Origin of the sequence: Streptomyces sp. NPDC058295, from assembly GCF_042880655.1 — a bacterium.
Classification (GTDB): domain Bacteria; phylum Actinomycetota; class Actinomycetes; order Streptomycetales; family Streptomycetaceae; genus Streptomyces; species Streptomyces coriariae.
In genome coordinates, this window is the sequence record NZ_JBHVYO010000039.1 from 16,475 (window position 1) to 36,020 (window position 19,546).

17 protein-coding genes and 1 pseudogene are annotated in these 19,546 nt (G+C 72.9%); 5 read left to right on the forward strand and 13 right to left on the reverse strand.

The window, feature by feature from the left end; genetic code table 11:
• Positions 1 to 81 precede the first annotated feature (81 nt).
• The 3 genes and pseudogenes from ACFVYS_RS32630 to ACFVYS_RS32640 all read left to right on the forward strand — a co-directional run.
• Complete coding sequence (locus ACFVYS_RS32630) at positions 82 to 1,824, forward strand: lysyl oxidase family protein (protein WP_389507942.1); 1,743 nt, start codon at positions 82 to 84, stop codon at positions 1,822 to 1,824.
• Between the two features lie 361 nt (positions 1,825 to 2,185).
• Positions 2,186 to 3,499 (forward strand): LCP family protein, encoded by a 1,314-nt coding sequence (locus ACFVYS_RS32635; protein WP_389508041.1) that lies wholly within the window; start codon positions 2,186 to 2,188, stop codon positions 3,497 to 3,499.
• A gap of 305 nt (positions 3,500 to 3,804) precedes the next feature.
• Positions 3,805 to 3,948, forward strand: a pseudogene (locus ACFVYS_RS32640) (RNA polymerase subunit sigma-24); the annotation flags it as partial.
• 23 nt (positions 3,949 to 3,971) lie between these two features.
• Here ACFVYS_RS32640 and ACFVYS_RS32645 read toward each other — a convergent pair.
• Positions 3,972 to 4,508 carry a hypothetical protein gene (locus tag ACFVYS_RS32645; protein ID WP_389507944.1) on the reverse strand — a complete coding sequence of 179 codons (537 nt, stop codon included), beginning with the start codon at positions 4,506 to 4,508 and terminating at the stop codon, positions 3,972 to 3,974.
• Positions 4,509 to 4,724: 216 nt separating this feature from the next.
• Positions 4,725 to 5,885: an NADase-type glycan-binding domain-containing protein gene (locus tag ACFVYS_RS32650; RefSeq protein WP_389507946.1), complete on the reverse strand. Its 1,161-nt coding sequence runs from the start codon at positions 5,883 to 5,885 to the stop codon at positions 4,725 to 4,727.
• On the opposite strand from ACFVYS_RS32650, the gene ACFVYS_RS32655 reads away from it, so the two are divergent.
• Positions 5,863 to 6,111, forward strand: coding sequence for a hypothetical protein (locus tag ACFVYS_RS32655; protein WP_389507948.1), 249 nt, complete (start codon positions 5,863 to 5,865; stop codon positions 6,109 to 6,111). The genes ACFVYS_RS32650 and ACFVYS_RS32655 overlap by 23 nt on opposite strands.
• Positions 6,112 to 6,520: 409 nt before the next feature.
• Here ACFVYS_RS32655 and ACFVYS_RS32660 read toward each other — a convergent pair whose 3' ends face one another.
• The 7 genes from ACFVYS_RS32660 to ACFVYS_RS32690 all read right to left on the reverse strand — a co-directional run bounded on the left by ACFVYS_RS32660 (position 6,521) and on the right by ACFVYS_RS32690 (position 14,134).
• Entirely contained in the window at positions 6,521 to 7,078 is a 558-nt protein-coding gene (locus ACFVYS_RS32660) for a phage tail protein (protein ID WP_389507950.1), read from the reverse strand.
• A 31-nt stretch (positions 7,079 to 7,109) separates the two neighbouring features.
• Entirely contained in the window at positions 7,110 to 9,068 is a 1,959-nt protein-coding gene (locus ACFVYS_RS32665; protein ID WP_389507952.1) for a putative baseplate assembly protein, read from the reverse strand.
• On the reverse strand, positions 9,068 to 9,511 hold the full coding sequence (locus ACFVYS_RS32670) for a GPW/gp25 family protein (protein WP_389507954.1): 444 nt from the start codon (positions 9,509 to 9,511) through the stop codon (positions 9,068 to 9,070). The genes ACFVYS_RS32665 and ACFVYS_RS32670 overlap by 1 nt, the downstream gene beginning before the upstream one ends.
• Positions 9,512 to 9,560: 49 nt before the next feature.
• The gene (locus tag ACFVYS_RS32675; protein WP_389507956.1) at positions 9,561 to 11,462 is read right to left on the reverse strand and encodes a VgrG-related protein; all 1,902 of its coding nucleotides are present in this window, start codon (positions 11,460 to 11,462) and stop codon (positions 9,561 to 9,563) included.
• The gene (locus tag ACFVYS_RS32680; protein WP_389507958.1) at positions 11,462 to 12,187 is read right to left on the reverse strand and encodes a peptidase M23; all 726 of its coding nucleotides are present in this window, start codon (positions 12,185 to 12,187) and stop codon (positions 11,462 to 11,464) included. The genes ACFVYS_RS32675 and ACFVYS_RS32680 overlap by 1 nt, the downstream gene beginning before the upstream one ends.
• 58 nt (positions 12,188 to 12,245) lie before the next feature.
• Positions 12,246 to 12,671 carry a phage tail protein gene (locus ACFVYS_RS32685; protein WP_020132884.1) on the reverse strand — a complete coding sequence of 142 codons (426 nt, stop codon included), beginning with the start codon at positions 12,669 to 12,671 and terminating at the stop codon, positions 12,246 to 12,248.
• Between the two features lie 74 nt (positions 12,672 to 12,745).
• Positions 12,746 to 14,134, reverse strand: coding sequence for a hypothetical protein (locus tag ACFVYS_RS32690; protein ID WP_389507960.1), 1,389 nt, complete (start codon positions 14,132 to 14,134; stop codon positions 12,746 to 12,748).
• A gap of 178 nt (positions 14,135 to 14,312) precedes the next feature.
• Between ACFVYS_RS32690 and ACFVYS_RS32695 the strand changes: the two genes are divergently transcribed.
• A complete protein-coding gene (locus ACFVYS_RS32695; protein WP_389507962.1) occupies positions 14,313 to 15,788 on the forward strand; it encodes a hypothetical protein in 1,476 nt (491 codons plus the stop codon).
• An 842-nt stretch (positions 15,789 to 16,630) separates the two neighbouring features.
• On the opposite strand, the gene ACFVYS_RS32700 is transcribed toward ACFVYS_RS32695, so the two are convergent.
• Genes ACFVYS_RS32700 through ACFVYS_RS32715 form a run of 4 tightly spaced genes read right to left on the reverse strand, consistent with a single transcriptional unit; the run spans position 16,631 to position 19,403 of the window.
• Positions 16,631 to 16,789, reverse strand: a complete 159-nt coding sequence (locus ACFVYS_RS32700; protein WP_020132885.1) for a DUF6760 family protein — start codon at positions 16,787 to 16,789, stop codon at positions 16,631 to 16,633.
• Positions 16,786 to 17,310 carry a hypothetical protein gene (locus ACFVYS_RS32705; RefSeq protein ID WP_389507964.1) on the reverse strand — a complete coding sequence of 175 codons (525 nt, stop codon included), beginning with the start codon at positions 17,308 to 17,310 and terminating at the stop codon, positions 16,786 to 16,788. The genes ACFVYS_RS32700 and ACFVYS_RS32705 overlap by 4 nt, the downstream gene beginning before the upstream one ends.
• The gene (locus tag ACFVYS_RS32710) at positions 17,310 to 17,753 is read right to left on the reverse strand and encodes a phage tail protein (protein WP_020132887.1); all 444 of its coding nucleotides are present in this window, start codon (positions 17,751 to 17,753) and stop codon (positions 17,310 to 17,312) included. Before ACFVYS_RS32710 ends, ACFVYS_RS32705 begins: the two co-directional genes overlap by 1 nt.
• Positions 17,754 to 17,810: 57 nt before the next feature.
• Positions 17,811 to 19,403 carry a phage tail sheath family protein gene (locus ACFVYS_RS32715; protein WP_389507967.1) on the reverse strand — a complete coding sequence of 531 codons (1,593 nt, stop codon included), beginning with the start codon at positions 19,401 to 19,403 and terminating at the stop codon, positions 17,811 to 17,813.
• Positions 19,404 to 19,546: the final 143 nt, after the last annotated feature.

Below are 19,546 nucleotides of genomic sequence, written 5' to 3' on the forward strand. Positions count from 1 at the left end.
TGGGGGTGTGTCGGACCCGGCCGGAGATCTGGGCTGTCCAGTCCGATGCCACTGACCATGGCACTCGCAGACGAGGAACCGATGACCAGATCGCAAGACCGTAAGGGCCTCAAGCGCGCGGCGTTCGCCGCGGGGGCCGCGCTCACCGTCGTGGCCGCCGTCGCCGGGTCCGCTCCCGGCGCCGGGGCCGCGCCCGCGAGCCCGGCCGGGACGCCGAAGCTCAAGCTCGTCGCCGCGTCGAAGGCCGTGATCGCCGACCGGTACGAGGGGAACTCCGGGGTCTACCTCGACCTCGGCACGTACGTCACCGTCGACAACGCTCCGCTGGAGCTGAAGGTGACCCGTAAGTCGTACAAGGACCCGATCGTCGCCCAGCAGATCCTGCGCAACGGGTCGAAGGTGACGACGAAGACGCTGCCCGCCGGGCTCGTCAAGGACTTCGGCGGCCTGCCGGACTTCCTGGAGGTCTCCATCAAGAACGCGGCCGGGGTGGAGGTGCAGAAGAGCACGAGCAACTTCTGCCTGAACAACGCCTCCGGCCGGCTGCGTCCGGACGCCCCGGCCACCTCGCACTATCCGGAGAGCTGCTCCACCAACCCCTTCACGCTCGGCTCCGTCTGGGGTGTGGAGAAGGGCTGGGCGGCCAACACCTCCGCCTTCGACTACGACAGGCCGGTCGACCTGGCCGCGGGTGAGTACACCGTCAAGGTCGGGGTGGCGAAGAAGTACCGCGACCTGTTCGGCATCCCCGACGACCGGCCGACGATCGCGCTGACCGTCCGGGAGATCAGCGACGGCGGGGAAGGCACAGCCGGAGGGGGCGGCGGGGTCGGTCTCACCGCCCAGAGTGCCCATGGCGCCGGCGGCGGCCATGGCGCGTCGCACGACATGGCGGGCATGGAAGGCATGGCCGGCATGGAAGGCATGGCCGGCATGGAGGGCGGTCATCACTACGGGCCCCGTGGCGCCGACGCGCCCACGCCCTCCGCGCTCTCGCACGCCCTGGAGGCCCGCGGTCTCGCCCACCACCTGGGCGACGGCTCCGGTCACACCGACGGCTCCCGGGTCGCGCCCGCGCTGAAGTCCGCCACCAAGCGGCCCACCGGGCGCGCGGGCGTACCGGCCAACGTGCCCAAGCCGGATCTGCGTTCGCTGCCGGCCTGGGACATCGCGGTCACCGACGGCGAGGACGGCGACGTGGCCGGCAAGGACTACCTCGCCTTCAGCGCCAACGTCTGGAACGCGGGCCCCGCGCCGCTCGTCGTGGACGGCTTCCGCAAGCCGGGCGCGGACCTGATGGACTCGTACCAGTACTTCTACGACGCCAACGGCAAGCAGGTCGGTTACGCCCCCGCCGGAACCATGGAGTGGGACCCGCGCATCGGCCACGAGCACTGGCACTTCACCGACTTCGCCAGCTACCGGCTGCTCGCCGCCGACCAGAAGGAGATCGTCAAGAGCGGCAAGGAGGCGTTCTGCCTCGCCAACACCGACGCCATCGACTACACGGTGAAGAACGCCAACTGGCACCCGTACAACACCGATCTGTCGACCGCCTGCGGTCAGCAGAACTCGATCTCCGTGCGGGAGGTCCTCGACGTCGGCTCCGGTGACACGTACACCCAGTACCGTCCCGGCCAGTCCTTCGACATCACCGGCCTGGCGAACGGCACCTACTACATCCAGGTCATCGCCAACCCGGCGAACCGCCTCCAGGAGACCGACACGAAGAACAACGTCTCCCTGCGCAAGGTCGTCCTGGGTGGCACCGACGGCGCCCGAACGGTCTCGGTCCCGCCGGTCGACCTGATCAACGCGCCGTAGCCGTCTGCCCGGTCATCCGGCCATCCGGCCATCGGGTCGTCCGGTCGTCCGGTCGTCCGGCCGGGTCTGTTGCCCCCGCGGTGATCAACCGCGGGGGCAACCCTTGGGTGGCTCCGTGAGTCTCCTGAGTCATCTGTGCTTTTCAGACGTATTCCTGCACGCGTGTAGGGTTCCGACGTTCGGCGGTGACCAACGCCGACGATCCGAGCACGGTGTACGGGGTGAAACAGCCGAGGCGGAGGAGCGAGCGCCGGTGAGCGGGACGAGGAGGCGTGGGCGTACTCCGGTGGAGGCGGCCGGCCGCGGCAGCAAGGGCAGGACGGGCGGAACCGGCAGGACGCGGCTCACCCGGCGGGGGCGGATCCTCGCGTGGGGCGCGGGCGTGACAGCCGTCGTCGTCCTCGGCGTGGGCGGGGTAGGGGCCTGGGTCTACAACGACCTGAACAACAACATCAACTCCGCCGACGTGGACGACAAGCTGGGCGAGAACCGGCCCGAGAACCTCAGTCCCGGCTCGAAGAACATCATGATCGTCGGATCCGACAGCCGCGACGGCGCCAACGCCAAGTACGGCAAGGACCTGACCACCATGCAGTCCGACACGCTGATGGTGCTGCACATCCCCGCCGACCGTAAGTGGGCCTCGGTCGTCTCCTTCCCGCGCGACTCGTGGGTGGAGATACCCAGTTGCCAGAAGAGCGACGGCAGTTCGTCCTCCCCGCACCACTTCAAGATCAACGAGGCGTTCGCGCTCGGCGGCAGCGACGGCAAGGTCGCCGAGGCCGCCGCCTGCAGCATCAAGACCGTCGAGTCCAACACGGGTCTGCGCATCGACCACTTCATGACGGTCGACTTCTCCGGCTTCAAGGGCATGGTAGACGCGCTGGAGGGCATCGAGGTCTGCCCGAAGCAGGCCATCCACGACGAGAAGGCCCACCTGGACCTGGAGGCGGGCTGCCAGACCGTCAAGGGCGAGAAGGCGCTCGGATACGTCCGCACCCGCTACAGCGTGGGCGACGGCTCCGACATCGGACGCATCGGCCGCCAGCAGGAGTTCATGGACGCGCTGGCCAAGAAGGCCAAGTCCAAGCTCACGAGCCCCGACGCCATGTACGGCTTCCTCCAGTCGATCACCAAGTCCCTCACCACCGACCCCGACATGGCCGGGATCAAGCCGCTGTACGGGCTGGCCAACGAGCTCAAGGGGATACCGAGCGACCGCCTGAGCTTCCTCACCGTGCCCAACTACGGGCGCGAGGCGGACCAGCCCACCGACAAGGCCAACATCGTCTGGCAGTACCCGCAGGCCGCCGACCTGTTCACCTCCCTGGCCAAGGACAAGGAGGTGACCAAGCCGCAGTTGGAGGCGGCGAAGAAGAACGTGGTGTACGCCTCCAGCGTGCGGGTCCAGGTCCTCAACGGCACCGGGGTCTCCGGACGCGCCGCCGCCGTCGCGGAGAGGCTGAAGGACGCGGGCTACACCGTCACCGGCACGGGCAACGCCGACAAGACGGTGGCCAAGACGACCGTCACCTATCCGGCGGGCCTCGACAGCCAGGCCGCCGTCCTCGCCTCCCGGCTGCCCGGCCGGACGGCCACCGCCGACGCTTCGGCCGCCCCGGGCGTCGTCACCCTGGTCGTCGGACCCGAGTTGAAGATCGGCGACGTCGCCTGACGGGGCGTCCGGCCTGACGATGTACATGGTCAAGAGCACCCTGGAAATGGGGTAAGCTTGATCTTGAGCCGGTCACCGGAGAACAAACGGTGAACGAACTCTTGCGTTGGTCGTCTAAGGAAAGATGCCCCGCTTCCTGCGGGGAGATGCAGGTGCAAGGCCTGCCCGGCGCTCCAGGTGAAACGAGTCCCATCCCGTGTCAGACGGGGTGGGACTCGTTCGTTTTCCGTGTGTCCTGGGGCAGTTCGGCGACGACCTCGAAACCCGCCGAGCCGATGCCCCGTACGGACCCGCCCATCCGCCAACACCTGGCGCTCGACGTGGTTCACGGGCGGATCCAGGCGGTCCGGCTGGTGATCAACCCCGACAAGCTCGGGCACCTGGGCCCGGTGGCGGACGCCTGGGCGGTCGATCGCGAAGCGCGGAAGGTGCGGCGGCCCGCGCGGTGAGGACGCGCGGCCCCGCGCCTCGGTCAGCTCGGGCCGAGGGCCACCGTGAGCCCGCCGGTGGGGATGACCGGCGTGCGCCGGGGACGCGGGATCGTCGTCGTCGGCTTGACGGCCGGCAGGTTCGTGTCGGTCGTCTTCGGCGTGTTCGCCGTGTTCGCCGTCTCGTGGTCGGTGGCTGTCGCGAAGACGAACAGGCGCAGGATCACGAAGCGGCCTGTGCCCGCGAGGCCCGAGGCCGAGAGGTAGACCAGCTGCTCGGTGAGCATGCCGGGGGCGGGCTGGACCGCGTGGAGGGCGAACACGGCCACGGAGGTCGCCCCGTAGGCGGCCGCCGCCGAGCCCGCCGCCTGACAGTGCCGGCGCAGGCCCGCACGGCGGCCGGTGCGGAACGTGTACCGGGCGTGGAGCTCGGTGCACAGGACCGTCGAGGCGATGGTGATCAGCGCGTTCGACAGGGCCCACGGCATCAGCGCCGCCAGTAGTGGGACGGCCAGGCTGGAGAGGACCCCGGTGCCGCCGCCGAAGGCCACGAAGCGGGCGAAGGAGGTCAGCGACTTCACGGCGGTTCCTTCCGCAGCGGACTAGCTTGCTTAACTCAGGCAACTATAAATAGCTTGCTTGACTTACGCAAGTACGCACTGGAAGGGGAGGCCCCGGGTGGCCGGGAGGAGTGCTTCCCTCCCGGCCACCCGGGGCCTTGAACCGGCAGGTAAGGCCTCAGGTCATGCCGTCAGCCGTCAGCCGTCAGCCGTCGGAGCCGTCAAGCCGTCGCACGGTCACGTGGAGTTGGCGCTCGACCGGCCGAAGAACTCGATCTCGGCTATCGACACCTGCTTGCTCCCGGACGCCATGTACGACGACTCGATCGTGAAACGGACCTTGGTGACGTCGCCCACGCGGAAGGCGCGCCGCTGGGCGCCCGAGCTCTGGTCCAGGGTGATCTCCCGGGTCGTCGTCTTGCCGTCCTTCAGGGTGATCGTCGCCTTGATGCGGTGGGGGAGGGCCGACTGGTTGAGCTGGTCGGGGCGGACCGACGTGCCCGAGGTGATGATCAGGTCCAGCAGGCGGGTCGGCTCGTCGAAGCGGGCCTCGATCCACTCGCCCTCGCCCGACTGCGAGACACCGGGACCCCACCAGCTGTTGTTGATCTTGTCGAAGGCCAGCTCCGGCTTGTGCCCCGGGTAGGAGCGCGAGGCCGCGAACGAGTCCGGGGCGACCGGCGCGCGCTTGGCGAAGTGGTCGCGGGTGGCCTGGATCGCCTCCGGTGTGTTCATCGCCGCGATGATCACGAGGGTGAGGACGACCGCCCCCACCACCCAGCTGAGGATGCGGTCGAACGTACGGCGCAGGCGCGGGCGGTCGCCGGCCCAGGGGGACGCGCCGTTGCGGTTGAACAGGCGGCGCCACCAGGGGAGGCGGACCGAGGAGCGGTCCTCCAGCGTCATGGGCATCGCGCAGCGGACGCAGAAGTGCCGGTCGGGGTTGTTGGGGGTGGCGCACCAGGGGCACGCGACGCCGTACTGCTCACCCTGGACGGGTCCTGGCGCGCGTACCTGCGGCCGGTCCGCGACCGGCCTGCCCGGCAGGACCGGGGCCACGGACGGGGGCTCGGCGGGGCGCGGCTCCGCGTCGGCGACGGGGACCAGGAGGGAGCGGGCGCGGGCGGCCATCGTGTCGCCGAGGGCGGGCGCGGGGGCGGCCGCCGGTACGGGGGTGGTGGGGGCGGTGTGGTCGGGGGCGTGGGCGGGTGCTGGCGCGGAGGCCGGTGCTGTGCCTGACGGAGCGGCGGTGCCGTCCTCCGGCGGGATGACCGGCAGGGGAGTTTCCGTGGTGTCCTCGTCGTCCGGGTCGTGGTCGTCGTCGGCGGCCGGGGCGGCGGCCTGGGTCGAAGGCTCGGGTGTGGCGTGGGGCGAGGTGGGTGCCGACGCGCTCGCCACCGCCGTACCCAAGACGGCGCCGGAGGCGGGGGCCGGAACGGGAGCGGTGGAGGCGGAAGCGGAGGCCGTGCGGGAGACCGCGCCGGCCTCCGGCCCCGCGGCGCCCGCCGGCTCCCGCGTGCCCTCCGCGGAGCGGTACCCGGTCCCGGAGCCGCCACCGACGGCCCCGGAGTCGGCTCCGGCCGCGGCTCCGGACCCGTACGCCGAGCCCGATCCGGATCCGTGAGCGGGCGCCGCTCCGGACCCGGAACCCGTCCCGGACCCGTGCGCGGGTCCGGGAGCGGACGCCGTCCCGGACCCGTAGGGCGCCCCCGCCCCTGCCCCGTCACCCGTCGCGGAACCGGAACCGGAACCGGAACCGGAACCGGAACCTGTCCTGGTACCTGTTCCCGAGCTCGAGCCCGGGTCCGTCCCGGCAGCGACGCCCGACCCGGACCCGGAGTCCGACCCGGATCCGGTACCGGGGTGCGATCCCGAGCCCGCGCCGGTGGTCGACCCGGTGCCCGAGCCCGACCCGGTGCCCGCGCCGGTGCGGGCCGGGGGGCGGTCCGTCCAGCTCAGTACGGCGCCGCAGGCGTCGCAGAACGACTGGCCGGGCTCGGCCCGCGTGCCGCACTCGGCGCAGTTCTGGGTGGTCATCTCTCCGGGGTCCTTTCGGCGGCGGTCACCTTGACCGTGTACGGCATGTGGGCAGGGCGGGCGGCGGCCACGAGGGTGTCCAGGCGGTGCTCGTCCGCCGGGCCGGGGTCGGGCAGCCGGATCGTGACGTGCAGGTGCGGCCGGGGTTCGCCGGGGACCGGGCCGAGCGGCCGGGCGCTCCACTCGGCGCCGCCGCTCTCGGAGATCTCCGGATCCACGCCGAAGGCCAGCCGGACCGTCTCCGACAGGCCGCGCCGGGTGCCGCGCACCCGGTGCAGGTACGCGGCCGCCGCGACCGCGGCCCGCAGTCTCGGTTCCGGTTCCGTGCCGTCGGTCTCCGCGCCGACCCAGGACGCCAGCCAGCGGGTGAAGTCGACCGGGGCGAGGGCCGGGTCGAAGTAGGCGGGCAGGCAGTCGAGGACGTTGAGGATGGGGGCGATCACCTCGTCCAGGCCCCCGACGAAGCGCTGGGCCAGGTCGTCGTCGGCGAAGACGGCCGGCAGCATCGCGCCGATCGGCACGGAGGAGCCGAGTCCGTCCACCGAGCCTCTCAACGTCCTGTTCCCTTCGGTGAGTTCGTGCCGGTCATGCGCCGTCCCCGATCACTCGCACCCGGTGGTCGTAGGAGAACACCAGGGCCGGGGCGGCCAGGTCGATGCGGTCGGTGGCCTCGCCGCGCTTGCCCGTCAGCGGGTCGGCGGGGTGCAGCATGACCTGGTCGACCAGCTCCACTCCCGGGACGCGTTGGAGGACGGCGAAGACCTCGCCCGACTGCACCGGGCGGCCGAAGGGCCACCCCTTGCCGTCCGCGCCGCCGATCAGCGGGTCGAGGTGGCGGTAGAGGGCGTCGTGGGCCTGGCGGCGGACGCGGTCGGTGTCGACGCCCCTGAAGGCGTGCACCGTCGCCACCACCGTCACACCCTGGTAGTACGGCGGGCCGACGGCCAGCCTGGTGCCGATCAGGCGGCGTTCGTCGAGGTGGCGGGTGATGCGGTCCAGCAGGGAGTCGCCGGGCACCAGTTGCTCGAAGCGGAGGCGTCCGCCGGGGTCAGGTACGGCCTGCGGGACCACCAGCACCCGTACCGCGTAGGAGCCGTGCTCGTCGGGCTGCCCCTCCAGGCAGGTGATGCGGGCGGTCTCGGGGGCGGCGCGGCGGGCGAGCTCCTCGTAGTCGCGCAGGGTCACGGCCCGCTCCTGGGCACGCAGGGTGATCGGCGCGCGGAGTTTCGCCTCCTCCACCGTCTCGCCGTCCACTCCGCCGCGCGCGGCCTCCCGGTTGACGACCTCCGAGACGTACGGGACGGAGGTGCGGAGCACCTGGACCGCGCCCCGGGCCACGTTGCCGGCCCGGCCGCCGCCCGTGCGGTAGCGGCGGGCGCGGATGACCGAGCCCTTGGGGGCGACGGCGCCGTACTGGCGGAGTCTGCCGTCGGGTTCGCGGACGGACGGGCCGAAGGCGATCTCGCCGGTGGCCGCGTCGAGGGTGACATGGCGGTCGTCGGGGCCGGAGGCGGCGAAGTGCGGGACGACCTGCCAGTCGGACCAGCCCTCGTGCTGGGCGGTCTGGAGCAGGAGCGGCGGGTCGTCGCCGACGACGGGCGCGTGCGCGAGGGCGACGTGCTGGCCGGGGAGGCCCGTGGACTCGCCGAGGGCCTCGTCGTAGACGGTCTCGGCGTGCACGGCGGGGGCGGTGCCGCCGACCGTGAACACCTCGGCGGACCGCACGGTCGGGGAGGTCGTGTAGAAGGGCTGACCGGGCAGGGGCTCGGTGACACGGCAGCGCAGCCAGCCGGCCTCCTGGCCGCCGGACCGGGACAGGACGTGGCCGCCGGTGATGTGCAGGACGACCTCGCCGGGGCGGTTGAGGCCGCCGGTGCCGTCGCGGTCGATCTCGCACTCCTGCCAGCCGTCCTCGGTCCACGCCTCCCAGACCAGCGGGGGCTGGCGCGGGTCGACGCCGACGCCGTCGACGCGGCTGTCGAGTTCCAGGACCACCGCGCAGTGCGGGACGGCCGCGCTCAGGCCGAACAGCATGCAGTCGCCGGGCTGCGGCGCCTCGGCGAAGCAGAGCAGGTCCTTGCCCTCGGCGAGGTCGGTGGTCCGGTCGGTGACCGGCTCGCCCCGGTGCTGCACGACGAGGTGGCTCAACTGGCTCGGCACGACGGTGAGTTCGCGTTCCGTCGCGAAGACGACGGCTTCCTCGCTCTCCGTGCGGACCGTCGCCACCTCGGTGCCCACCGGCAGCAGGACCGGCTCGTCCTGCGGCGCGGACAGCCAGAAGGTGACCTCCGTGCGGGCGGCGGACGGCGGGAAGAGGCGGATGCCGACCAGGTCCAGGAAGGCGAGGTGGTTCTTGTCGGGGACGCGGTTGAGGCGGTAGACGATCTGGTCGGCCATGTGGGCGACCGTCTCGACGAGCGTCACGCCCGGGTCGGAGACGTTGTGGTCGGTCCACTCCGGTGCGCGCTGCTGGATGTAGCGCTTGGCGTCGTCGACGAACTGCTGGAAGCGGCGGTCGTCCAGGTTCGGGGAGGGCAGGGCCATCAGCGGTCGCTTTCGGAAGCCGTACCGGACGGACCGGGGGGACCCGGCTCGTCGTGGGACGGAATGACGTAGAAGGGGAAGACGAGACTGCGCGGATTGTTGGTGCCGCGGATCGCGTACTGGACGTCGATGAAGAGCACGCCCTGTTCGGCGCCGGCGGTGACCTCGACATCGGTGACCTCGATGCGCGGCTCCCAGCGGTCCAGGCTGGTGTACACCTCGTGCTGGATGCGCCCGGCCGTCGCCTCGTTGACCGGGGCGAAGACCAGGTCGTGGATGGCGCAGCCGTACTCCGGGCGCATGGGGCGTTCGCCCGGCGCGGTGGCGAGGATCAGCCGGATGGCCTCCTCGATCTCGCGCTCCCCGCTGACCAGGGCGATACCCCCGGTGGGGCCGATGCGGAGCGGGAACGCCCAGCCCGATCCGACGAATTGCTCGGCCATCAGAGGGCCACCTGCCTTTTCCTGGTTCTCACGGCGTGCCGTCCGCGCGTCACGGCAGCGGGTACGGCTTTGCGTTGACCATGACCACGCCCTGGAGCATGAGCGTGGCGGCCCGGATGCCCACGTTGGCGGTGGAGTTGATCTGGACGGCGGCGCCCGCGCTGAACGTGGCGGCACCGCCCGCCTTGAGGTTGAGCAGGCCCGCCGCGTCCACCGACACCATGCCCGTCATCGACCTGATGTTGATCAGGTTGCCCCGGAGGGTGATGGAGCCGCCGCTTCGGATGGCGATGTTGCGGCCCGCGGTGAGGGTGAGGTCGGTGCCCGCCTTGACGGTCACCGAGCGGCTGCCCGTGATGCTGACGGTGCCCTTGCTGTCCACGGTGATCTCGGTCTGCGCCCGGTCCAGGTTGATGACGAGTTTGTCGTCGCCGCTGGTCAGCCGCACGCCCTGCTTGCCGCCGGTCCGCTGGCTGAGCAGGTCCACCCGGTTGCCCTCGCGGTCGGACAGGGTGTGCCGGGAGGCCCGCTGCCGGGCGCCGTCGTGCAGGGGCACGTCCTTGACGGGGGTCGGCTTGTCCTTGCCGTTGTACAGGCCGCCGATGACGTAGGGGTGGTCCAGGGCGCCCCGGTCGAAGCCGACCAGCACCTCGTCGCCGACGTCGAGGGGGAAGATCGAGCCGCCGCGCTTGCCGCCCCACTGCACCACGCGCGTCCAGTCGCTGACGTAGGCGTCGTCGAGCCAGGGGAACTGGAGCTTGACGCGGCCCTGCTTGAGCGGGTCGCCGACGTCGGTGACCAGGGCGTTGGCGGTGCCGGGGAGGTTCAGGCCGTTGGAGGCGTTGCCGCCGCCGGAGGCGAGTCCGTACAGGGACCGCCACTGCCGTCCGCTGACCGTCACCCAGGCCTCGTAGTGCTTGCCGTCGCCGAAGACGTGCCGTACGGAGGTGGCGGTGTACTTGCCCTCGAAGGGAGCGCCGACGTCGGCGAGGGTGACGGGCAGCCCGGGGCGGAGCTTCGGGGTGCCGCGCGCGATGACCTCCAGCTCGGCGAAGGAGCCGGTGACGTCGTCGGCGAGGGCCTCGGCGGCGAACTTCACCTCCGACTGCCGGTCGTACGGCGTCTGCGCGTCGACCAGCTTGGCCGGCTTGAACTTGGCGGCGGCCTCACCGGGGGTCGTGCCGATGCTGATGCCGGGGTTGGTCTTGGCGGGCGCGGTCGCGGTGAGCTTCTTCTTCGTCGTCACGTCCCAGCCGCGCGCCTCGACGGATCCGACCTGCTCGGCGGCGGTGACGGCGGCCCGCAGGCGGAGGATGTCGGTGCCGGCCTCGAGGACGAAGGGGCTCTTGTCGCCGGGGGTGGAGGTGGGCGGCGCACCGGATGCCGGGTCGGGCTTGACGAACTGGAACTTGCCCTCGGAGTCCACCGACATGACCATCTCGTTCTCGTCGGCCAGCCGGGCGAGGAAGTCCCAGTCGGTGACGTTGGCCTGGCTGATGAACTCGTAGACGGTCTTGGTGGACTGGATCTTCCCGACCGGGACGCCGTCCTGGGCGGCCAGCTTGCGGGCGATGTCGGAGGCGCTCTGGTTGCGGTAGGCGGCGACGCGGCGCTGGCGCATCAGACGGTGGCCGAAGTCGTAGCCACGGATGACGGTGAAGGTGCCGGTGCCGTCGTAGTCCGCCTCCAGGCCGCAGACCTCGCCGGTGAGGAGCGGGTCGGAGGCGCCCTTGCCGTCGGCGATCGGGGCGAGGACGACGGGGGTGCCGAACTTGACCTTCAGCTTGCCCAGGACCTGACGGCCGGGGTCGCGGAAGGTGAGCCGGAACGCGGCCGGCACACCGAGCCCCTGGTCGACCCAGCCATCGACGAGGAGCGGCGCGATGTCGACGGGGAGGGGGTCGCCACCCAGGGTGACCTGGATGACGCTGGAGAACGCGGACTGGACCACTAGTGGCGCACCTCCTCGGCGGCCGGCAGGACCAGCTCGATGCCGGTCGGCAGCCGGGAGGGGTCGTCGATGCCGTTGACCTCGGCGATCGACCGCCAGGCGGAGGCGTCGCCGTACTCGCGCCAGGCCAGGGACTGGAGGGAGTCACCGGCGACGACCCGGTGCACCCGCCGCGCGGTGAGGGCGCCGGAGGTCGGGTTCTGGCCCTTCGTCTTGCTGGGGATCTCGTTCAGGCGCACCTGGCAGGTGGCGCGGATCGGGACGCCGGTCGTGCCGAAGAGCGAGTACGTGACGTCGATGCTGCTGACGTAGGCGGTGAAGCGGGCCGTGGAGAACGAGCCCCACTGGAACACCACCCACGGTGGCGAGGGCTGCTTGGCGGCGATGCTCTTGGTCGTGACCTCGCAGCACTCCAGCAGCGACTCGACCTTCTTCAGGACGGTGTTGCTGCCGGGCTGGTCCGAGGTGTCGAGGAAGATCTCGACGGTCATCTCGCGGGGCTCCGGGCCCATGAACTCCGGTACGGAGCCGTCCCGGATGGCCGCCGTGGGGGTGACCTTCCACTGGGCCCGGCGGCCGAGCTGGAGCTGCGACGGGTTGAAGTCGAACCCGAAGGATTTGATGAGCCCGCCGGGGGTCGTGCTCGTGCCCACCGGCGGTTCGTGGATCGCGAGGGTGGCACGGACCAGGCTCTTGCCGGCGCCGCCTTTGCTTCCCTTGGCCATGGCTTGTACTCCCTGCCTCGTCCTGGTCCTGGTCCTGGTCCGGTGCTCGTCCCGGTCCTCAGTCCGTGAAGCCGTGGTGGGTGATCTCCAGGACCTCCGTGGCCACACCCGGGCTGTCCGGGCTGAGGGACGGCCCCTGCCAGCTGACCGGCAGTACGTCGATGAGCCCCCACCGGGCGACCTCCGAACCGTCCGCGCGCAGTGCCGCGATCTGCGCGGTCGGCCGGGTCACGCCCGTGGTGACCGACGAGATCCACTTGGCGACCTTGGTGGTGTCCGGGGTGAGCGGCCGGGTCAGCCGGATCGTGGAGAACGTGACCCGGGAGGGCAGTTGCCAGACGAAGCCGTTGTTGCCGCCCTCCTGGCGGTGCTCGATCTCCACCTGGGACGAGAGCCCCTCACACCCGTTGAAGAAGCCGAGGCTCTCGCCGTCGATGGTCAGGGTGAAGAAGATGGTGGAGCCCGGGTCGAGATCGGAGGGCATCGGGGCCTGGCCTTTCTGGGAGAGGGGGCGTCGGGAGCGGCGGGGCTTCGGGCGCTTCGGGGTCGGTGGCGCGATCAGTGGCGGGGGTCGCGGAGTCTGCCGATCCGTTCGCGGTCGAGCCGCAGTTCGGTGCGGAGCAGACGGGTGATGCGACCGGTGAGGCGGTGCGTCAGCTCGTCGAGCTGGAAGTCGGTGAGCGCGCGCGGATCGAAACCGGGGCGCACCTGCGCGTGAGCGTGAGCGTGAGCCGGATCCGCCGCACCCTGGTCGGCGCCCGGCGGAGGCCCGCCGGTGCCGCGGGGCGGCTTCGGCAGCGTGGGGGGCGGTGCGGCCTGGCGCCGCTGGACCACCGGGGCGGGGGGCGTGGGCGCCGCGGGCAGCGGGGCGGGGGTCGGGACCGGCCTGGGGGCCGGCACCGGGATGGGCGACGCCTGGGCCGGCGGTGCGAGGGGTGACGGTGGTGCGGCGGGGCGTACGGGGGCGCCGGCCGCCGTTCCCGGAACGGGCAGCGCCCGACGCTGAACGACCGGAGCCGGCGGGGCAGACGAAGTCGCGGATGCCGGTGCCGGTCCCGGCGCCGGAGCGGACATGGGGGTGAGGCCGGGGGTGGGGTACGGACGCGCCACGGGCCCGCCCGCGGTCGCGCCGGGCGTGGAGCGGCGCAACGGTACGGGCGCCTTGGCCGCGTGACGCTGCACGGAAGCCGGGGACACCAGGGGGACCGGGGCCACCGGGGGCCTGCCGGTGAGGGCGACGGGGTGTGCGGGGTGGTGCTGTCCGGTCGTCGTCGTGGGACGGACCGTGGGGAGGGCACCCGTGGGGCCGGTGACGGTGTCCTGGGGCAGCGGGGCCGGACGGGGCGTCGGCGTGCCGGTGCCGGGGGCGGACGAGAGTACGGGCAGCGGGAGTTCGGGGGCGCCGGGCATCGCGGTGCTGCGCTGTACGACGGGGGGCGTGAACGGGGCCAGCGCCGAGGAGGTGCCGCCGGGCCCTGTCGCCGCACGGGGGGCGTCGCCCTGAGGCCCGATCGCCGGGATGCCGCTCGGTGCGTTCAGCGGTGCGTTCAGTGGTGCGGCGTCGGCGGGGCGGGTGGGGAGGGGGGCGCCCAGCGCGGGGCGCGATGACGTGGGCTGCGCGGGCTGCGCGACGGCGGTGACCGGTAGGGCCGCACGCTGTACGGGGGCGCCGAGAGGCGTGGAGCGTCGCAGCGGGGGCAGCGGTTCGGTCCGCGCACCCGGGGCGCCGGTGCCGTGGGCGGACGCGCCTGCGGAGGGCGTGCCGACGGCGGCCGGAGTCGCGGGAGGCGTCGGCGAGGCCACGGGCGGGCCGAGCGGCGTCGCCGGGCCCGGTCCGCCCGAGGGAAGGCTCGTGGGGGCGCCGAGGCCCGCGCGACGCCGAGGGGCGGCCGCACCGGAGGCCGCCCGCTGGACGCTCGTCGCGGCAGAGGACACGGGCGCGGACACCGGTGCGGGCGTGGTCGCGGAACCTGTGCCGGGCGCCGGGGAGTTGGCGGCCGAGCGCGCCGGAAGCGCCGGGCCGGTGCGCGCCGGGACCGAACCGCTCACGCCGTTGGGAGCGGACGTGGCGGGTAGCGCGGGCGGGGTGACCGCAACGGGAGCTGATACGGCACGTTGCACGTCGGTGGCTGCCGTACGAGGGCCGACGGGTGTGGGCGTGGTCGCGGACGTGAGCGCGGGCGCGGGTGTGGTCGTCGGCCGGGACGGCGTCGAGGCCGGTGCGGGTGCCGTCGCGGCGCGTTGCACGCCGGGGATCGATGCGCGGCCGGCGTCGCCGGAACCCGAGGCGGGCTCGGGCACCGAGGCGGGGCCCGAGCCCGGAGCCGGGGTCGAGGCCGGTGCCGTCGCGGCGCGTTGCACGCTCGGGGTCGGTGCGCGGCCACCGTCGTGCGAGGTCGCGGTGGGGCGGGGTGCCGAGGCAGGGCCCGCACCGGAGGTCGCACTCGACCCGGGACCGGGGCCGGGGCTGGTGGCAGAGGTCGAGGTCGGGGCCGTCGCGGCGCGTTGCACGCCGGGCGTCGATGTGCGGCTGCCGTCACGTGAGGTCGCGGTGGGGCCCGAGGCCGAGCCCGGAGCCGCTGCCGCCCGCTGCACGCCGGGGGATGCCGTACGACCACCGTCACCGGAGGCCGAGCCGGGACGCACGGGCGAACCCGGGCCGGTGCTCGGGCCGGAGCCCGACGCGGGCCCGGATCCTCGCGCAGGACCCGAAGCGGCGCCGGAAGCGGAACCGGAGGGAGAAGCGGCGCTTGAAGCGGAGGTGGAGGCCGGTCCGGAGGATGACACGGAACCGGAGCCGGAGCCGGGCATGCGTCCGGCGGAACCGGAACCGGAGCCGGAACCGAACCCGGGACCCGAACTGCGGGTGGCCGACGACCCGGTGGGCACGTCGGCGGTGGGGCTGGAGCTCGCGCCGGTGGCAGCACGTCTGCTCACGGTGACCGGCGCGACCGTTCCGGAGGGCGTGGAGGTGGTCGGGGAGGTCGGGGCGGAGCGTGGAGGGGTCGGCGGGGGCGGCCCCGGGGTGGACGTCGGCGACGGGCCACGTTCTGTTCCGCCCGGCCGAGGTGCGGCGGCGCTGCCCGGGGAGCGCAGGCCGGCGCCCCCGGGTGCCCCACCGGGGGAGGACGGCGCCGCAGGCGCCGGAACGGCACGCTGCACGCTGGGGCCGGCGCTCGCCGAAGGGGACCCTGCGGAGCCGGCCGACGCAGCGGCCGCCGTCCCCGACGTACCTGCGGAACCCGAACCGGCCGACGTGGAGGACGGCTTCGGCGACGACGGCGGAGCCGTGCCGGTCCGCGCGGCGGGCGTGACGCCGCCCACCGCCGACGGACCGGGAACAGCCGCACCGACGCCACCCGCGCCCGGAACCGCGCGCTGCACCCGCACCGGGGCGCCGCTGGGCGCCGAGCCCGCGGGACGGGGCACGGCCCGCTGGAGCCCGACGGGCGGGAGGGCAGCCGTACCGGCCTCCCCCGAACCGGAGTTGCTTCCCGCCGCCGGTGAACCCGGGGTGGCGGCTCCTCGCGGACCCGGTGCGGGTTCCTTGCCGCTCGCCGGGCTTCCGCCGTCGGTGTCCGCACCCCGGCCGGACGTCTGAGCCGAGCCGCCACCGCCGGACGAAGCCGGGGCGGGGGCCGGTGCCGGTGCCGGGGAGGGGGACGGGGACGCCGGTCGGGCGGGCAGGCTGCGCCGCTGTACCGGCGCCGACAGGGACCTCGTCAACGGGGCCGGACCCGTCGAGGGGGCCGGGCTCGCCGGGGACACCCGGATGCCCCGCGCCGGGAAGGCGGCGGGAGCGGACGGCTCCGTCGGCCGGGACGGCACCACGGGCACCGCCGGGGAAGCCGGAGCCGCAGCCGTAACCCCCGTAGTGCTCGCCCCACTTGCCCCACTTGCCCCACGCGATGCACCCGAAGCGCGCGGAGCACTCGCCGCACCCGGGCCGGCCGTCGAGCCCGGACCGGCCGTCGAGCCCGGACCGGCCGTCGAGCCCGGACCGGCCGAAGCCGGGCGGGGAGCGGCAGGCGAGGACGCGGGAACGGCACGCTGAAGGGGGATCGGCCGGGGCGGCGCGGCCACCCGCTCCGGTTCGGCGACCGGTGGAGCCGTCCGCAGGCTGCTCATCAGGCCGCCCGGTGCCGCGTCCAGCACCGCGTGGAAGCCGGTGCCGGTGAAGGAGGGGTTCTGCCAGGTGGCCAGCCGACCGCCGAACCCGGCGTCGGCGACGCCCGACGTCCCTCCGGCGGCCGCGCGCTGGATGGGCGGGAGCGTCGGCCAGGCGGCCGCGACGACGCGGGGCGCCGCACCCGCGTCGCTCACCGGGTCGGTACTACCGCCGGTCGTGGCCGGCGCACCGGTGCCGGCGGTCGGCGACGCGCCCGAGCCGTCCCCGCGACCGCTCCCGCGGCCACCCCGGAACCGTTCCAGGAACCCCATGCCTCAGCCCTCCGCCCCGCCCCGGGTCACCAGGGACGCGATCTGGTCGGCGTAGCGGCGCCGGTCGTGGTGTTCCAGGTCCAGGATCTCGTCCTGGCCCCAGTGGAAGTGGTAGGCGACGTACGCGATCTCCTCGTGCAGCCGGTCGGTCGCGTACGTCACGATTCCCCCAGGCGGCTCCCGCCGAGTTCCACCTCGAAGGGCTCCGAGCAATGGGGGCACCGCACCGAGGCGCGGGTGTGCCCCTCGGCGTTGACCTGGCGGTAGAAGTCCTGGAGGAACGCCAGGTCGGAGGCGAACATGTTCTCCACGACGCCGTCGTGTACCAGCGGGAGGCTGCCGAGCCGGGTGATGACCCGGCCCAGCAGCACCACCGACAGGTACGCCGGGTTCTCCTGGACGCGGATGTCGCGGAGCGGGACCAGTTCGTCCCGCGCCGTCGCCAGCCGCATCACACCGTCGCGGTGGACCGTGCCCGCCTCGTCGACGTACCCGCGCGGCAGCTCGAAGGGGAACTCCGTCTGGAGCCGGTACGGCGCGGGGGCCGGGGCGGCGGCCGCGCCCGGCGCGGAGAACGCGGACGCGGGGCCGGACAGGGATTCGGACTCGGGCACGGCGGTGGCCGGGAGCGCCTCCTGCGGCTCCCCGCCCGCCGCCGCTGCCCGGACAGCCGTGCGCCGCATTACTCGATGACCAGTTCTTCGAACGTGATCGTCACGGTCTCGGTCAGCGCGGAGGCCTCGCCGGCCTTCACCGAGCTGGTGTCGATCTTGCTGCACCAGGCGTTGCGCATGTTGTACCGCTTGACCGGGTTGTTCTGGTAGTCCATCACCATGATCGTGGCGTTCTTACGGGCGGTGCCCATCACGCCGTTGATCGACTCGGTGATCCACTGGTTGAACGCCGCGGACTGGGTCATACCGCGCACGACCGTGCAGGTGCCCGCCTTCTTCACGCCGGGCAGCTTCTTGGTGACGGGCTTGCCCTGCGCGGAGACCTGCTGGTACTCGATGACGTCCTGTTCGAGGCTGAGGCCGCTGACCTCGGCGAGGTACTCGACCATCACGCCGTCGATCTGGAGGCCGAAATTGTGTGAAGTAAGGGCGTCACCCGGCTGGAGACTCATCTGGCTTTCCTTCTAAGTGTGGTGAAGCGGGCGGTACGACGGAGGGCCTGCTGCGGCCTACTCCTCCAGCTCTCCGTTGCCGCTGGAGAACTGGGCCAGCCGGAAGATCACGAACTCGGCGGGCTTGACCGGCGCGATGCCGATCTCGCAGATCACACGGCCGAGGTCGACCGACTCCGGCGGGTTGGACTCCTCGTCACACTTGACGTAGAACGCCTCTTCGGGACGGGCGCCGAACAGCGCGCCGCCGCGCCACTCGTTCACGAGGAACGCCGAGACGTTGCGCCGGATCCGGGCCCACAGGGCGTGGTCGTTCGGCTCGAACACCACCCACTGGGTGCCGATCAGGATCGACTCCTCCAGGTAGTTGAAGTACCGGCGGACGTTCAGGTAGCGCCAGGCCGGGTCGGAGGAGAGGGTGCGGGCACCCCAGATGCGGATGCCGCGGCCCGGGAACGCCCGGATGCAGTTCACGCCGATCGGGTTCAGCAGGTCCTGCTCGCCGCGGGTGATCTGGATCTCCAGGTCCACCGCGCCGCGCACGACCTCGTTCGCGGGAGCCTTGTGGACGCCGCGCTCGGAGTCGTTGCGGGCCCACACACCGGCCACGTGACCGCTCGGCGGGATCAGCCGCGCCTTGCCGGCGGACGGGTCGAAGGACTTGATCCACGGGTAGTACAGGGCCGCGTACTTGGAGTCGTAGCCGGCCGTCTCCTGGCGCCACACCCGGATCTGGCGGGCGTTCAGGCCGGGCGGCGGGTCGATGATGGCGACGCGGTCGCCCATCAGCTCGCAGTGGGCGATCAGGCCCAGCTGGACGGCCTTGACCGACTCCAGGTCGATCGCGCCGCGCTGGTAGGCGGCCATCAGGTCGGGCACCGCGACCATGGACACCTCGTCGACGGCCTCCAGGCCACCGAAGCCGGTGCGGTCGGAGCTGTCGCCCAGGTACTGCGCCGGGCCGACGGGCTGCGCGGCCTCGACCGCACCGGCCGGCGCGCCGGCGGGCGGCGCGGCCAGCGCGACCGTCTGGTTCTCCGGACGGGCCAGCTGCGCGGCGGGCGCCGCCTCGGCCACGGTGATGAGCTTGGAGCGTTCCTTGACCTGGGTGACGACGTAGGAGCGGTTGCCCTTCTTCGCCGACACGTCGAACGTCTCGACGGCCTTGTCGCCGTCCTTGACGATCAGCTTGAAGCGCTCGGCGGGGCCTTCGCCCTCCGCGTCCGCGACCTCGACGCTGAGCGGGCCGCCGGTCTCGCCCGGCGCCACGGCCGTCACCGTGAACGTGCCGAGCTGCTTGGGCTCACCGGCCGGGAGCGCGGCCGGCGCGGAGCCGGAACCGGACACCGCGGCGGGCGACTTGGCGTCTCCGGCGGCACCCGCCGAGGTACCGCCGACGCGGACGACGTACGCCGCCGAGCCACCGTTGTTGAAGAACCCGTAGACGGAGTGCGCCAGGTAGTAGCCGTCGGTGAAGTCACCGAAGGCGGCCACGTACTGGGTCCAGTTGGTCACCAGGGTCGGCTCGTTGAGGGGGCCGGTCGGGGCGAGCCCGACGAAGGCCGCCACCGAGGTGCCCACCCCTTCGATCGGGCGGGAGCCGCTGGCCACCTCCTCGACGTATACGCCGGGCGACAGGTAGGACGGCATGCTGTGCTCTCCTCGGGGTACGCGTCAGGACGTCTTTCACCGTCACGCGCGAAGCGCGTTTGTCGAAACGGCTTCCGGTGCACGGTCCGGGGCACGGCTGTTGCCCTCGCGGGCAGCGCGGGCCACCGGGACCCGCCCGCGCC

Bases quoted from the DNA above. Each gene is read 5' to 3' on its own strand.
- ACFVYS_RS32685 (WP_020132884.1), bottom strand. From the start codon at position 12,671: ATGCCCTCCGATCTCGACCCGGGCTCCACCATCTTCTTCACCCTGACC.
- ACFVYS_RS32630 (WP_389507942.1), top strand. From the start codon at position 82: ATGACCAGATCGCAAGACCGTAAGGGCCTCAAGCGCGCGGCGTTCGCC.
- ACFVYS_RS32665 (WP_389507952.1), bottom strand. From the start codon at position 9,068: ATGGCCCTGCCCTCCCCGAACCTGGACGACCGCCGCTTCCAGCAGTTC.
- ACFVYS_RS32680 (WP_389507958.1), bottom strand. From the start codon at position 12,187: ATGGCCAAGGGAAGCAAAGGCGGCGCCGGCAAGAGCCTGGTCCGTGCC.
- ACFVYS_RS32715 (WP_389507967.1), bottom strand. From the start codon at position 19,403: ATGCCGTCCTACCTGTCGCCCGGCGTATACGTCGAGGAGGTGGCCAGC.
- ACFVYS_RS32710 (WP_020132887.1), bottom strand. From the start codon at position 17,753: ATGAGTCTCCAGCCGGGTGACGCCCTTACTTCACACAATTTCGGCCTC.
- ACFVYS_RS32670 (WP_389507954.1), bottom strand. From the start codon at position 9,511: ATGGCCGAGCAATTCGTCGGATCGGGCTGGGCGTTCCCGCTCCGCATC.
- ACFVYS_RS32705 (WP_389507964.1), bottom strand. From the start codon at position 17,310: ATGCGGCGCACGGCTGTCCGGGCAGCGGCGGCGGGCGGGGAGCCGCAG.